Source organism: Phyllobacterium sp. A18/5-2 (assembly GCF_025452215.1).
Classification (GTDB): domain Bacteria; phylum Pseudomonadota; class Alphaproteobacteria; order Rhizobiales; family Rhizobiaceae; genus Phyllobacterium; species Phyllobacterium sophorae.
This window is the reverse complement of the sequence record NZ_CP104967.1, coordinates 1,356,704-1,370,929: the sequence shown is the minus strand read 5'-3', so window position 1 is coordinate 1,370,929 and position 14,226 is coordinate 1,356,704. Positions and strand designations below refer to the sequence as shown.

Here is a 14,226-nt window from a genome sequence, read left to right as displayed (position 1 = left end):
GAAACAATGAGCATTTTCAAGAAACTGAGCATCAGCTGTGCGCTCGCGGCCGGCCTTGCTGTAAGCACCGCCAACGCGGCTGAAACGGTCCGCTTCTGGTACCATTTCGACAATCCGGAAAATCCGATGTCGGATCTCGTGGCTAAATTCGAAGCGAAGAATCCTGACATCAAGATCGAGGCGGAAAATGTTCCGTGGAACAGTTACTATGACAATCTCTATACGTCGCTGGTCGGCGGCAACGCGCCGGACGCTGGGATGGTCAAGCTTTTTGCCCAGCCTCGACTGACAGAAATGGGTGCGCTCGAGCCGATTGGTGAACGTATCAATGCCTGGCCCGGCAAGGCCGATCTTCTCGACAATCTTCTGGAGTTGAACAAGGGTCCGGATGGACAGCAATATTATCTGCCGATCCAGTATGTGGTGCTGTATCTCTATTATCGTGCCGATCTTTTCAAGCAGGCGGGCCTCAATCCACCAACGACATGCGAAGAATTCCGCACAGCAGCCCAAAAACTGACCAAAGCGCCCGATACATATGGCTTTGGCTTGCGCGGCGGCAAGGGTGGATGGGACCAGTGGGGCACATTCGTCTTTTCGCAAGGCGCTGAACTGAAGCCAGGGGGCCTGACCAACGCCAAGGCTGTGGCGGCTAACCAGTGGTTGATCGATCTGTTCCAGAAAGACAAGGTCATCCCGCCATCAGCCCCCAATGACGGTTTCCAGGAAATTGTCGCAGCATTCAAGGCCGGCAAGACGGCCATGACCATTCATCATATCGGCTCGTCCAATGATTTGGTCAAAGCGCTCGGTGACAAGGTGTCCGCGGTTCCCGCCCCCAAATGTGCTGGCAACCAATGGACCTCCTATGGCGACGAGTCCCTGGCGATTTTCTCTTCGTCCCAGGTGAAGGATGCTGCTTGGAAGTGGATTTCCTTCCTGGCTGAAGGCGAGAACAACGTGGCCTTCAACAAGGCAACTGGCCAGATGACCGTGACAAAGAGTGGAGCTGAACATTGGACGCTGCATGAACGCCGCTTTGTCGATGCAACGGTTCAGTCGCTGCCTTTCGCCCACGTGCTGCCGCAAAGCACCGCAACTGCGGAGTTCGTCAACACCGCCTGGCAGACCTCGATGCAGCAGGCGCTGACCGGCCAGATCACCTCGCAGCAGATGATGGAGCAACTCGAAAGCCTGTTCGCGCAATAGCGCGAGCAGGTTCTACCACCCCCCTTTCGATGACCGCCGGAAAGTCAGTTCATGTCGACGCTCGCACCACCCGTACCACACGACCTTGCGCAGGTTCGCCCGCTTCGCAGCAGGCTGATGCCCTATGCGTTGCTGGCACCTGCGGTGCTTGTGACATTGTTCATTGTGTTCTTTCCGATGGTTCAGGCGCTTGTCACCAGCTTCTATGACCTGGTCTTGTGGAAACCCAACGCCACTCGCTTTGTCGGCTTTGGAAACTACATCAAGCTGCTGCGCGACCCGGTGTTCTGGACTTCACTCGGCCACACTGCCATCTGGATCGGCCTAACTGTGCCGCTGCAAATGGGGCTCGGTCTCGTCGCCGCGCTGCTGCTCAATCGCGAATTCCCATGGCGCGGCCTGGCCCGCGCCCTGGTCATCATCCCCTGGGCACTGCCAAGCGTCGTCATCGCGCTCATGTGGCGCTGGATCTACGATCCAACGACCGGGGTGCTGAATGATATTTTGCTTTACCTCTCGATCATCCAAACGACCGTTCCGTGGCTCGCTGATCCACAACTCGCACTCTATGCGGTGATTGCAACACTGACCTGGCAGGGCTTCCCGTTCTTTGCGGTGATGATCCTCGCCGGCCTGCAGGGCATCCCGCAGAGCCAATACGAAGCCGCGTCGATCGACGGGGCAAGCACCTGGCGCCAGTTCGTCCACATAACGCTCCCAGGCATCGCGCCGGTTCTGGCGACAGCGGGTTTGCTGCGCATCATCTGGGTCGCCAATTCGATGGATGTGATTTTCGTTATGACCGGCGGCGGTCCGGGCTATGCAACGCATACCCTGCCGCTCTATGCATTTATCAGGGCACGGCAGAATCTCGATTTCGGTTATGGTACCGCCATCGCCGTCACCTTCACAATTCTGCTCGCAGCGATTGTTGCGGTCTATATCGTTCGCACCTTGCGCGAGGTGGAAAGATGAACAAGCCCTCAACGATGCGGCGCATTTTGACGACCGATATTCCTGTTGTCCTGATCATCCTGCTTGCCATTGGGCCCTTCGTCTGGATGATCCTGACCTCCCTGACGCCAACCGCGCAATTGTCGGCGACGGGGGTGTCATTGTCACCGACGGGATGGAGTATGGATAATTACGTCCGGTTGCTGAAACAGACGTCGTTCCTCGCCAATATGCTCCACAGCCTTATCATTGCCGCTGGCACGGTCATCCTCGGTCTCGTGGTGTCCGTCACGGCTGCCTATGCACTGTCGCGTTTCCGGTTTCCAGGGCGAAAAGTGGTCATGCTGCAGTTCCTGCTGGTCAATATGTTTCCGATCGTGCTTCTGATCCTGCCGCTCTTCGTGCTGTTTCGCAAGATCGGCATCCTCGATACGCATATCGGCTTGATCCTTGCCAATTCGACCGTGGCCATTCCCTTCGCCGTGTGGATGCTCACCAGCTACGTTGGCGCCATACCGCGCAGCCTCGATGAGGCGGCGATGATAGATGGGTGTTCGCGGCTTCAGGCCTTGCAGCGCATCGTCCTGCCCCTGGCGATGCCGGGCATCATTTCAACCGGCATCTATATCTTCATCACCGCGTGGAACGAATACCTCTATGCCCTGACGCTTGGAGGCCGCAATGTTCGTCCCGTTACGGTGGCGATCCAGACCCTCATCGGCGAATATCAGATCGAGTGGGGACTGCTTGCCGCGGGCGGTGTCGTCGGTGCACTGCCTGCCACCCTTCTTTTCCTTCTCGTCCAACGCCGGCTTATCGGAGGCCTTACCCAAGGCGCAGTGAAGGGATGACCCATGCTTTTCAAAGAGGACCTATGATGAATCCCATCGGATTGATTTCCATGCAATATGCTAGGCCATTTACTGCTGCGCATTTCCCCCTGTTCAAGAAAATGCGCGATCTGGGCTTCGACTTTGTCGAACTGCTCGTGCCCGAGCCCGGTGAAATCGAACTTACCGAAGCGCGACGTGCCCTGGACGATGCAGGACTTGGCGTCGTGCTTGCAGCGCGTGTCAATCTTCAGCGCAACCTCTCGTCAGATGACGCAAGCACCCATCGCGCCGGGATAGATTATTTGCGCTATACAGCCGATTGCGCAGCGGCCCTTGGTGCTACGGTCGTCGGCGGGCCGTTGACCGGCAATCCGCTGGTGTTTGCCGGGCGCGCGCCTTTGCCAGTGTCAGAGGAAGAGCGGCTAGCGCGGAAGGAACGCTGTGTTGCGGGGCTGAAGGAGGCCGGCGATCACGCGGCAAAAGCAGGTGTCCTGCTAGCAGTCGAGCCGCTCAACCGTTTCGAAAGTGACGTCCTTTGCACCACCCAGCAGGCCATCGAACTTCTTGAGGCAGTCGATCATCCGGCAATCAAACTGATGCTGGATACCTTTCACATGCATATGGAAGAGGCCTCGATCGCGGAGGCGATCCAACTGGGCGGCGCACATCTTGTGCATTTTCAGGCCAATGAGAACCATCGCGGCTTTCCAGGGACTGGCTCAACCAATTGGGTCGCGGTTTGCAGGGCGCTGCACGAAATCGGCTATAAGGGCCCGATATCACTCGAACCTTTTCGTCGCAATGACGACCGGTTCGGCGTTCCTTTCGCGCAGTGGCGCGCCCCGCATGAGGACGAAAGCGAGCGCCTGGCGGCGAGCGCAGCCTTTATCAAATCCCATCTCATACTGACGGAATATCGGCGATGACATTGAAAATCGGCTGGATCGGTTGCGGTATTCATGCGACCCAAATGCTACTGCCTCAACTCGTAAGGCACGATGTCGAAATCGCTGCGCTTTGCGATATCGACGCTAAACGTCTTGCCGATGCAAGCCGCCAATTTGGCGTAAAGCGCTTGACCAGCGATGCCGACGAACTGATCCGCATGCCTGGTATTGATGCCATCGGCATGGCGGTTGGTCCTGACCAGCATCTAGAATTCGGCAAGAAAGCCCTCGATCGCGGCCTGTCTGTGTTTATGGAAAAGCCGCCCTCAGGCACGGCGGAGGGCGCACGCGAATTGCGCGCAGCATCGAAACGATCAGGCAAACCACTGCTCGTTGGTTTCATGAAGCGCTATTCCGTCGGCAATAAGATCGCCCATAATATTATCAAATCGGGGCGCTTCGGGCCGGTGCTGGGCCTGACGGGGTATTACATGACGGCACCGGGATATTTCACCGGTAATGTCGACTACACCGGCTTCTTCCTTCACCACTGCGTCCACTACATGGATCTGGCGTCGTTCTTTGTGTCGCCGGTACGGACCATTTCGGCCCGGAAGGTCGAAAAGACACCGGGCAGGGTGCTTTTTCATGTGGGATTCGAGTTTGAGTGCGGTGCCATCGGCAATATCGCCATGGGCACGATCCAGTCGCGCGGTACGCCGGTGGAGCGTATCGAACTGATGAGCGATCACCAGCGTCTGGAGGTGGACGACGTGATCGAGGTGCGGTGGAACCGCAATCCGCCCTTCAAGGTGGATGATCCCAATGCGACGCTGGCCGACGATGTCGATACACTGACGTGGAAGCCGAATTTCACGGCGGCGGCAAATGAAGATCCGAAAGGTTACTATTCACTCTTGGCCGATGTGGTTCCGGCGCTGGGCGGCGCCACAACTGCTGCCCCGACAATTCATGATGGTGTGATTGCCATGGAATGGCTCGAAGTATTGCGACGGGAACTTGCCATGTGAATCAATGGCCTACCGCAGTTGGAAGTGGTCACTCGGAAGTCTGTAGATTTTCAAGGAGATATTGGCCGTCATTTTCGGAGGTCCACCAAACGCGCTGCGCAGCCGCGACCTCCATTCAGGTCCGGTCAGAACTTGACGTATACTGCCAAGGGTCGACGCACACCACACCAAGGGGTTCGAAATGAGCGAGATCGCGTGTGACGACCTGCAGGCCGTGTTCCAAGGCGGTCGCAGCAATCATTGCATCTGCTGATGGACGCCTGGTCCGTTGTGGGCAGCGTGCCTGCTCGAATTGCGATCCTGAGATCAAACGGGATGATGCGGCCCGCAAAGCTGGCTAGAATGAAGTAGTGCAATGCTTCTCGCAAGCCGGTTGCGCAGCGGGCTCCAGCGGTGATTCAATCGGGAAAAACCGCTGGGTATGACGAAGGCTCCTGTCGGTGCGATCCCGACAACAGCGCCAATGCACACGCCATACAAGCTCTGACCTGGGATAAGAGGGCAGGAACCGGCGCGACGCTATGGATGGTGCCCGCTCACGCCGTTCTTGTCCCCGGTCTATCGTTATACCATGCCGGGGACGACAAGGATGAGCCAAGCGATAATCGGGCCGATTATCGCGATCAGGGCGCTGTAAATAAGCAACTTGCGCAAAACATCATCGCGCTCGCCTTCGGGCGCATTAGCCACCACCAGAGCACCATTGGTCGAAAATGGACTGGTATCGACAATTGTGGTCGAAATCGCAATGGCGGCTACAACACCTATGGCACTGATGTGTCCTTGCATGAGGAAGGGAACTGCCAGTGGAATAATCGCGCCGAGCAACGCGGTCGAGGAGGCGAAGGCCGAAACGATTGCACCCGTAAAGCACAGGAGCAGTGCGGCCAACAGCGGCATTCCCAATCCTGAAATACCCGATGCCACGTAGTCGACTGTGCCGGCTTTTTGCAAGACGCCGACATAGGTGATGATGCCGGCAATCAGCAGGACTGTGGACCAGCTGACCTTGTCTATCGCAGCTTTCTGGGTTTTGGGCGACACCAGCGCCAGGGCGACAGCGACGGTGATGGCGACGAGGCCCACATTGAATTTGAAGACCAGGGCACCGATGGCAAGCGCTGTCAGCCCGATCAAGGTCAGCAGTCGTTCGTGGGTCAGGCCCTGGCTCGATGGAATGTGCGCGCCCGAGGGTGAAACGTCGCTGCGGTGATAGGCCGGAGAGGCGGGCGTGCCGCCATGGCCGACAATTGCGCGCGATGCGCCCGCCAGGTGCGTATCCGGATCCGGCCCCGACGCGGCGGTGTGCGCACGCAGGCTCTTCCAGCCGCCGAAGACGAAGAAGACGACAATGGCAATAGCGAGATTGAAGAACAGGCTTGATAGGAACAGCGTCGTTGGCCCATAGGGCAAGCCTGCTTTCTCAACGATCTGGTTGGTGATGCCGCCATAAACACTGATTGGCGAAAAACCGCCGCCCTGAGCACCGTGAATAACCATCAACCCCATCATGACCGGACTGATGCGATATTGGGCGGCGAAGCGCAGGGCCACGGGGGCGAGAATCGCAACAGCCGCCGGACCGAGTGCACCAAAGCCTGTAATGATCGCTGCGACCAGGAACATGACCCAGGGTATGAGAGCCATGTGTCCGCGCACCAGCTGGACGGCCTTCTCGACCAGCCAGTCAATTGTTCCGTTATTCTGGGCAATCGCAAACAGGTAGGTGATGCCGACAAGCGTCAAAAACAGATCGCTGGGGAAACCGGCGAAAATATCGTTGGACGACATTCCCATGATCAGGGAGCCGACGATGAAGGCTGCGGCAAAGGCAAGCGCACCCATATTGATGGGCAGGATGGTTGCAATAACGAACATGCCAATCAGCACAAGAATGGATAAAATCTCGATATTCACGGCAAAATCCTCCCTATACGGCGCGCCAGAGGACGGCCGTCCTTTCCTCATTGATGTGGCGTGAGCTCCCCTTACGCCTCGTTCGCGGCTCTCATCCTCCCGATGGCAGCCTTGCTTGCTTCATGCACGTGCGCGACCATAAAGATTGCAGTACCGCTCGCGCAGGACGTTTTTTTGTACCTTGCCCATTGTGTTGCGCGGCAGATCGTCAACAAAGATGATCTGCTTTGGCTGTTTGTAACGTGCAAGACGGTCCCCAAGCGCATCAAGAACAGCCCGTTCATCAAGGTTTGACCCCGGCTGTTTGACCACGATGGCGGTAACCCCTTCGCCAAAATCAGGATGGGCCACGCCGATGACCGCGCATTCGACAACGCCGGGAAGCTGGTCGATCTCGCTCTCAACTTCCTTCGGATAAATGTTGTAACCGCCGGAAATCACCAGATCTTTGCCGCGGCCGATGATGTGGACATAGCCTTGCCGGTCAATCTTGCCGAGATCGCCTGTGATGAAGAAACCATCGTCGCGAAATTCCGCTTTTGTCTTTTCCGGCATGCGCCAATAGCCCCTGAAGACATTCGGCCCCTTCACCTCAATCATGCCGGTCTCATCTTGCCCCAGGATTTTGCCGGTTTCGGGGTCGGTCACGCGGACACTAACACCTGCAAGCGGAAAGCCGACAGTCCCGGCTATCCGTTCGCCGTCATAGGGATTGGAGGTGTTCATGTTGGTTTCCGTCATGCCGTAGCGCTCGAGGATGGCGTGGCCGGTGCGTTCTTGAAACGTCCGATGGGTATCGGCCAGAAGCGGTGCCGAGCCGGAAATAAACAGCCTCATATTGGCCACGGCCTCGCGGTTCAGCCTTTCATGCTGGAGCAGGCGGACATAGAAGGTTGGAACTCCCATCAAGACTGTAGCACGCGGCATCAATGCCAGGATTTGCGCTGGATCGAACTTCGGCAAAAGCAACATCGATGCGCCGGAAGCTAGAATGACATTTGTTGCAACGAAAAGACCATGGGTGTGAAAGATAGGCAGGGCATGGATCAACCGATCGTTCGGTGTAAAGCGCCAGTGATCTCTTAGGGTCAAGGCATTCGACAACAGGTTCGCATGCGTAAGCATCGCCCCCTTTCGACCGGCCGGTCGTCCCAGAGGTATAAAGGATAGCAGCGAGATCATCGGCCGTTCTCGAGGCGTCAACAAAATCCGGTGATTCCTCGTTTGCAAGCTCGATCAACGAACCGCCGCCGCGTTCATCCAAGGTTTCGACAAGCGCGCCATATTTGGACGCGATCGTCTTGATGTCATCTGCAGCCGTCGGGTCGGCCACGACAAGACGTGGCTCCGCATCGCTAATGAAATAATCAAGCTCTGCCCGTGTATAGGCCGTATTCAGGGGCAGATAGACAGCCCCGCATCGGATACAGGCAAGGTAAAGCATCAGCGCCTCAGCGCTCTTTTCCACTTGGACGGCAACGCGATCTCCGGGTCTGACACCCAGCGTATCGATGGCCCCTGCGAGCCGCCCGGACCATTCGATCATGTCGCCATAGGTCCAGCGATTTCCTTGCGCGGTTTCGATGAAGATGGCGTCGTTTTTAGCAATCGACCGGCGAATAGCGTCAAACAGATGATTGCTCATGAATCCAATTCCTTGCTGTTCGCTTTGTTCTTGTCGGACTGGTTGTCTTTCATGTTCGGCTCCTTTGCACGAGCAAGGCGGCGGCCGGGCTTATCACTGCGCAGCAACTTCTTGACCGCCGGTGCTGCCACGATTTCGTTGCGCTGGGCAAATGCTTCGTGATTGGTTTCGATGTCGTCCAGTTTGTAGAGATAATTGACCATGAGGCCGTGCGCCTGCCGCATCGCCCTGCTTGATCCATCGGCGAGAAAATTCATCCGCTCCAGCCGCGCGCCATTGCCAAGATGAAATCGGGCAACGGGATCGATTGGGCGCCCATCTTTCGAGCGCCCTTGGAGGAAATACCACGCGGCAGCTGGCATCAATGCAGTTTTCACGGCCGCAGACCTGGCCGGATCGTTTGGCCATTCGGCATCGTCGAGTGCGCCAAGGGCGGCCTGATCCTCGGTACTGAGGACAGTCGAATGCCCGCTACGCCTTTGGTGCGCCAGCCAGCTGGCAAATCCCGGGACCGGTGAGAGCGTGACGAACGTATCCAGTTTGGGAAGATCCCTGCGCAAATCTTCTACCACCTGCTTGATCAGGAAATTGCCGAAGGAGATGCCGCGCAAGCCTGCCTGGCAGTTTGAAATCGAATAGAAAACGGCAGTTCTCGCATCCTGCGCCTGTATCGGCGCGCGCGTCTCGCCAAGGACATCGGAGATATTCTCAGGAATGGTCCGGGTGAGCGCCACCTCAACAAAGATCAGAGGATCATCAGAAAGCTGCGGGTGAAAGAAGGCGAAACACCTTCGGTCGGCAGGTGCAAGGCGCCGACGCAATTCATCCCAATTGCCGATCTCGTGCACCGCCTCATAACGAATGATTTTTTCCAGGATATGGGCAGGTGTCGACCAGTCGATCGGACGCAGGATCAGAAAGCCACGGTTGAACCAGGAGGCAAAGAGATGGGCAAAGTCTGCATCGACGGTTTCAAGGTCTGGGGTATCGGTTTTCAACCTCAACAGCTGCTCACGCATACTGACAAGCGTGGAGATACCGCTTGGCGCAAGGTTAAGACGCCGGATCAGTTCCTGCCGGCGGGGTTCGGCTGCCTGATGAAGCTCGAGCACGGCCCGTGAGGTCCGCTCGGCCCGGTATGTCTCGATGGCGGCATCAAGCCTTTTCGAATCCGGCCCGAATTTCTCGAAGAGCAAAAGCATGAAATCGCGCTGTTCGTCTTCGCTCAAGCGCGACCATTGCTGCAATATTTCTGCAGCAAGGGCCATCCCGGATGCTTCGCCGCGGCTCGACAGCAACATTTCACAAAGGCGCTCCAGACCCAAGATCCCGGAGGGGAGTCGTTCTGCACGGGGGGCGAACGCCCACAGCTTGCGGCCTCGCTCCGTTATTGTCTGGACCATGTCCCTGAAGTAGGTCGTACCAGTCATTGCGAACTCCGATGCACGGTATTGGTCAAACAGGCGGTCTACAGTAACGGTGTTCCAAATCTCGCGCCCGAATGATATATAATGTATCGACGATTATGCATGCAAAGTCAATATTCTTGTATGCAAGAATGAGAATTGTGCATTTTTAGAGGGATCATGGCCGAAAATATCGTTCAAAGACTGAGAGATGAGATTGAAAACGGGATTGTCACGAACCAGTTCGCGCCAGGCGACAGGCTGGATGAAATGCAATTGGCGAAGCATTTTGGCGTGTCGCGAACACCTATCCGCGAAGCGTTGATGCAGCTTGGCGCAATCGGCTTGATTGAGATGCGCCCCCGTCGCGGCGCCGTGGTTGTCGAGCCAGGACCTCACCGAATCTATGAGATGTTCGAGGTGATGGCCGAATTGGAAGGAATGGCCGGATCGCTGGCCGCACGCCGCCACACGGACACCGATCGGACCGGGCTACTTGCGGCTCATGCCAGATGCGAACAATCCGCCAATGCCGACGATGCAGATACCTATTACTATGACAATGAACTGTTTCATCACGCCATCTACGCTGCAAGCCACAGCAGCTTTTTGATCGAGCAGTGCACGGCACTGCATCGACGCTTGCGGCCGTATCGCCGGCTCCAGCTTCGGGTGCGCAATCGGATGAAGACGTCATTTAGCGAACATGGAGGAATCGTCGAAGCCATCTTGTCTGGAGAAGCGGAACTGGCGCGTACGCTGCTCCGCCAGCATATCGCAGTGCAGGGCGACCGTTTCAGCGATCTCGTCGCGACGCTGTCACAGCGCGAGGCGCATTTGGGTTAGAGGCTGAAAAGCCGTATGCGATCGCACGACACTATAACAGTGCTGCAGTATTTCGGTGCCCCTTAGGGCCACGATTGAACAACAGCACTTGACGTGCCTGGCTGCCTCGCTCGGCTTCGTCCTGATAAAGCGCGTTCAAACCTGATGGAACCCGCAGTAATTATCACAAAAGCGCTTGCACCCAAGCCTCGATATCATTCACCCTGCGGAGCAAGACGGCGGGCTTTTATGGCAAAAATCCTGATCACATGTCTTTTTTAATTGCGGCTCTTCTGTTCGCGATTATCCTTTATCGGGCTTTCGTGTCGAAGGCCCGAACCGGCGTGGCCATGACGCCTTTTGCATCAATCGTTGGCTATGAAGGTGGCCGTGAGCACCTGAAAGCTCTACTTCATCTGGCATGCCCCATTTGTTGAGATGCGTGACCCTGAGAGGTTCGCACCTCTCAGGTCGTAAGTTCCGCGGCTAATGATTTTACGGGTTGTGGGATCTACAGTAGCGGTGACCACGACATAGGTGATGACGTGCGGGACATTCTGTTCAGTCCACACAACTGGGTCCGGCAGTTATCTGGCGCAATCCTTCTTTCCCCCACGGGTGGCAATGCAGGATCTTATGGTTTTCTCCTATGGTGATCGGCCCTAAACCCGTAAGCGCGGGGGATCCTGAGAAAAATCAAAAAATCGGAACAATGACGAAATTAATGAGTTGAGCTGCGGAAGGGATTTCATCAGGAGGAGATGTTCAGTGAAGAGCATTATCTTTAAAGGCGCGCTCGTTCTTACTCTCGGCGTAGCGTCGGGAGCGCTCGCGCAAACGGAAATCCTCAAGAAAGATCCCGCTCAGCAAACTGAGACTCAACAAACCCAGTCGGAGAAAAGCTCTCAACAGCAGCGAAGCATAGCGGGCAGTCGGACACCATCGCGCTGAAAAACCTAGCAGCGTGAAGCCCAAGCTTCGGAACAGAGCCCAGCCTATAGGCTGAGGGCGAAACGAATGGCAACACGATCAAAAGATGCAAGGCCCAGCTCCCACCGAACAGGGTAGCGCTCCGCGTTGCATCAATTGCGCCCCATGAATTTTCTGCCTCCGGCCAAGGAAGAAAGCTAAACTCGCGCAACGACCGGCGGAGCATCGAAGCTGGGTCTGGTTTTGCCAATATAAGATACAGCGCCGCCGAACGCGAATATGCCGGCCGCAATAAGAATGGCAATTATCACCATCTCTCTCGTATGCAAGGGACCCGGCTGCACGGCAAACCTCCATGGGAACACTTCACCATTGTGCTAGCGAAAGCGTGCTTCAGCAATAGACCGTCAAATGAGCATTTTTGGTTAAGCCCCAGAGGTCTGGCGTGTGAAAAGGAGCGCAAATACCAGCCTTCCGCCCAGACCTTGCCCGCGAGCGGGACTCCTTAAGAGGGAATAATAAGTTCAAATCTCGCAAAACGTCGCATCGGGGACATAACGCACCGGCATGTAGCTGCCGGCTACGCACGTTATCGATCACAGGCTGTGATTCAATAATTTCGACTTAGAAGTGAGGGCTAATGCTCGCAATCCAGGGTGAACATTCGCGCGATTGCAAGGCTCCCAAGGTATCGCTTGGAAGAAAAACGAAACTTGTCCCATCGAAGGACCAAGCTGACGACAGTCGATGGAGCAAGGTGTTGTCACTTCAGCCCAGCTGTTCGCCCCGTCTGCGGGAGTGCAGTTCAGCACGGAAGACCTACGCATGTTTGTGGAAAAGAGTTCCTCAAAGGACAATCCAGTCACTGCAATGCAAGTTTGATGGCAAGGATATGACAAGCTGATTAAGGCAGTCGACCCGAAAATAAATCTTGCAGCCAAAACCTTGTTCCTGGACCGCCGCCCATATGAATTGAAACCTATTTCAAGCCTATGCCAAGGAACTAGTGATTTCCGTTCATGCTCCGTTAACAGTCAAAGGCGCACCACTCGCAAATTGTTAACAGGAGTTACCATGCAAAAAATAGTATCGTTATTAACTGCGGCAATTCTCGCCGTCATTATGGCAGTGACATCAGTTGGTGCGGCCACTGCAGCACCGACGGCTGTTCAGGTCGTTCCAGCCGCTTCTCAAGTGACGCAAGTCCAATACCGTGACGATAGAGGCTATGAATATCGGAAAAAGAAGCATTGGGATCGCCGGGATCGCGGCGAAGATCGATATGAAAGCCGTCGCGATCGTCGAGAACATCGCTACGAGAGCCGTCGTGATCGGCGCGGGTACTGGCATGGTCATCGTGGATATCGCGAGCATCGCCGTGGCTATCGGCGCCACAGTGATGGATATTGGTATCCGCTGGCAATCTTCGGTCTTTAACTGCTATCGACTGCTCTGATGAAGTGGAGGGCGGCTTTTAGGGGCCGCCATTTCATAATTCCTCGAACTGGGACGGACTCAGATCACTTATGGCCGTGGCCCCATCGATTGGCGAGATAAACATGCATTCCAGTCCACGCGATCGCAACAGGCGTCGTCGGCCGAATTTCGTTAACCGACCCCACCGGATGGTCGACGGCCGAGTAAGAGAGCCATCAGGATGGCTGTCATCGCTGACGTGAGACGGCGCACATCAGAGTAGAGTCGACTGTTTGGCTTTAATTACTGCCTGAAGAAAGTTGATGAACGCTCAACCCCGGGGAGAAAGGCGCACTTTAGGCGTGACCGCATTTCAATCCTGCCAAGGGCCGTTCGGTTCGTGACTGATTTTTGTGACATTAGGGGCGGTCCGGAGGATGAGTCCGCAGCGAAACTTGCGACAACCAGACACCTCAATGATTTGGGTTTGTGGACCGATGAGGCCCGGCGGTGGCTACTTATCGAAGGGTGGCCAAAGCGTCGGGCCTCCTGTTGCAGGGGTGCAGACATGCAACTGTTTGAGACTGCTCCTAAACCGAATATCTGTCAAATAACACGTGGTTTAGCTGGTTCAATCGGGGACTTATCGGGCCAATCCTTCGAAACTATGCAGTGCCGGTCTGTTCTTGAGGAACTCTTGGCGCCCGAGGTCGTTTTTATGAGGAGAAGAAATCTTTGAGCATGGAGAGTCTAATGTTTGTTCGAATATTCACGATTGCAGCGGTCACGCTCTACTTTGCTGCCCCGGCGGTCGCCGACTGCCAAGAAGAGCTAAACAATCTCAAGCAACCGACTATAAGCGCTGAGACCGGAGCGGCCACCGATAGTACCGGAATGCCTGCCACCAAGCACCAGGAGGAAGTCTTATCAGGCAAGCAGGGCACCGGGACTGAAACCAGCGGGTCGACAACTGGTGCTGTGGAAGCCATTTCACCACATCAAAAACAGGTTACCGCCCAACCTTCCGAGCAACCGGCTGACAAAATCGGTCAATTGATGAGCGAAGCGCGCAAGATGGTCGACGCCGGCGATGAACAAGGTTGCATGAAAAAAGTTTCAGAGCTGAAGACCTTGATGGGCATAAAATAGTGCGGGAACCAAGGTTTGCTTCGG

At 55.9% G+C, this 14,226-nt stretch carries 11 protein-coding genes and 1 pseudogene; 8 read left to right on the top strand and 4 right to left on the bottom strand.

Features of this window, described 5'->3' with window-relative positions; all coding sequences use genetic code 11:
* Positions 1–6 precede the first annotated feature (6 nt).
* From N8E89_RS25330 to N8E89_RS25310, 5 genes are read left to right on the top strand one after another with little or no spacing between them, the layout of a single operon-like run.
* Positions 7–1,209 carry an ABC transporter substrate-binding protein gene (locus N8E89_RS25330; RefSeq protein ID WP_262262542.1) on the top strand — a complete coding sequence of 401 codons (1,203 nt, stop codon included), beginning with the start codon at positions 7–9 and terminating at the stop codon, positions 1,207–1,209.
* A gap of 51 nt (positions 1,210–1,260) precedes the next feature.
* Positions 1,261–2,184 (top strand): carbohydrate ABC transporter permease, encoded by a 924-nt coding sequence (locus tag N8E89_RS25325; protein ID WP_262262541.1) that lies wholly within the window; start codon positions 1,261–1,263, stop codon positions 2,182–2,184.
* Positions 2,181–3,014, top strand: a complete 834-nt coding sequence (locus N8E89_RS25320) for a carbohydrate ABC transporter permease (protein ID WP_262262540.1) — start codon at positions 2,181–2,183, stop codon at positions 3,012–3,014. Before N8E89_RS25325 ends, N8E89_RS25320 begins: the two co-directional genes overlap by 4 nt.
* A gap of 26 nt (positions 3,015–3,040) precedes the next feature.
* A complete protein-coding gene (locus N8E89_RS25315; RefSeq protein ID WP_262263328.1) occupies positions 3,041–3,922 on the top strand; it encodes a sugar phosphate isomerase/epimerase family protein in 882 nt (293 codons plus the stop codon).
* Positions 3,919–4,914: a Gfo/Idh/MocA family protein gene (locus N8E89_RS25310; RefSeq protein ID WP_262262539.1), complete on the top strand. Its 996-nt coding sequence runs from the start codon at positions 3,919–3,921 to the stop codon at positions 4,912–4,914. The genes N8E89_RS25315 and N8E89_RS25310 overlap by 4 nt, the downstream gene beginning before the upstream one ends.
* A 115-nt stretch (positions 4,915–5,029) precedes the next feature.
* On the opposite strand, the gene N8E89_RS25305 is transcribed toward N8E89_RS25310, so the two are convergent.
* The 4 genes and pseudogenes from N8E89_RS25305 to N8E89_RS25290 all read right to left on the bottom strand — a co-directional run bounded on the left by N8E89_RS25305 (position 5,030) and on the right by N8E89_RS25290 (position 9,906).
* Positions 5,030–5,155 carry a PIN domain-containing protein gene (locus N8E89_RS25305; RefSeq protein WP_262262538.1) on the bottom strand — a complete coding sequence of 42 codons (126 nt, stop codon included), beginning with the start codon at positions 5,153–5,155 and terminating at the stop codon, positions 5,030–5,032.
* Between the two features lie 323 nt (positions 5,156–5,478).
* Positions 5,479–6,831 carry an SLC13 family permease gene (locus tag N8E89_RS25300; protein WP_262262537.1) on the bottom strand — a complete coding sequence of 451 codons (1,353 nt, stop codon included), beginning with the start codon at positions 6,829–6,831 and terminating at the stop codon, positions 5,479–5,481.
* A 120-nt stretch (positions 6,832–6,951) separates the two neighbouring features.
* A pseudogene (locus N8E89_RS25295) lies at positions 6,952–8,476 on the bottom strand (malonate--CoA ligase).
* Positions 8,473–9,906, bottom strand: a complete 1,434-nt coding sequence (locus N8E89_RS25290; RefSeq protein ID WP_262262536.1) for a malonyl-CoA decarboxylase — start codon at positions 9,904–9,906, stop codon at positions 8,473–8,475. Before N8E89_RS25290 ends, N8E89_RS25295 begins: the two are co-directional and overlap by 4 nt.
* A gap of 156 nt (positions 9,907–10,062) precedes the next feature.
* Between N8E89_RS25290 and N8E89_RS25285 the strand changes: the two genes are divergently transcribed.
* From N8E89_RS25285 to N8E89_RS25275, 3 genes are all read left to right on the top strand, one after another.
* On the top strand, positions 10,063–10,728 hold the full coding sequence (locus N8E89_RS25285) for a GntR family transcriptional regulator (RefSeq protein ID WP_262262535.1): 666 nt from the start codon (positions 10,063–10,065) through the stop codon (positions 10,726–10,728).
* Between the two features lie 2,137 nt (positions 10,729–12,865).
* Positions 12,866–13,093 (top strand): hypothetical protein, encoded by a 228-nt coding sequence (locus N8E89_RS25280; protein WP_262262534.1) that lies wholly within the window; start codon positions 12,866–12,868, stop codon positions 13,091–13,093.
* A gap of 713 nt (positions 13,094–13,806) precedes the next feature.
* On the top strand, positions 13,807–14,202 hold the full coding sequence (locus N8E89_RS25275; RefSeq protein ID WP_262262533.1) for a hypothetical protein: 396 nt from the start codon (positions 13,807–13,809) through the stop codon (positions 14,200–14,202).
* Positions 14,203–14,226 lie beyond the last annotated feature (24 nt).

Excerpts from the sequence above, each read along its gene's own strand:
- N8E89_RS25290 (WP_262262536.1), bottom strand. The coding sequence starts at position 9,906 with ATGACTGGTACGACCTACTTCAGGGACATGGTCCAGACAATAACGGAG.
- N8E89_RS25275 (WP_262262533.1), top strand. The coding sequence starts at position 13,807 with ATGTTTGTTCGAATATTCACGATTGCAGCGGTCACGCTCTACTTTGCT.
- N8E89_RS25325 (WP_262262541.1), top strand. The coding sequence starts at position 1,261 with ATGTCGACGCTCGCACCACCCGTACCACACGACCTTGCGCAGGTTCGC.
- N8E89_RS25315 (WP_262263328.1), top strand. The coding sequence starts at position 3,041 with ATGAATCCCATCGGATTGATTTCCATGCAATATGCTAGGCCATTTACT.
- N8E89_RS25280 (WP_262262534.1), top strand. The coding sequence starts at position 12,866 with ATGAATATCGGAAAAAGAAGCATTGGGATCGCCGGGATCGCGGCGAAG.
- N8E89_RS25330 (WP_262262542.1), top strand. The coding sequence starts at position 7 with ATGAGCATTTTCAAGAAACTGAGCATCAGCTGTGCGCTCGCGGCCGGC.
- N8E89_RS25285 (WP_262262535.1), top strand. The coding sequence starts at position 10,063 with ATGGCCGAAAATATCGTTCAAAGACTGAGAGATGAGATTGAAAACGGG.
- N8E89_RS25305 (WP_262262538.1), bottom strand. The coding sequence starts at position 5,155 with ATGATTGCTGCGACCGCCTTGGAACACGGCCTGCAGGTCGTCACACGC.
- N8E89_RS25320 (WP_262262540.1), top strand. The coding sequence starts at position 2,181 with ATGAACAAGCCCTCAACGATGCGGCGCATTTTGACGACCGATATTCCT.
- N8E89_RS25310 (WP_262262539.1), top strand. The coding sequence starts at position 3,919 with ATGACATTGAAAATCGGCTGGATCGGTTGCGGTATTCATGCGACCCAA.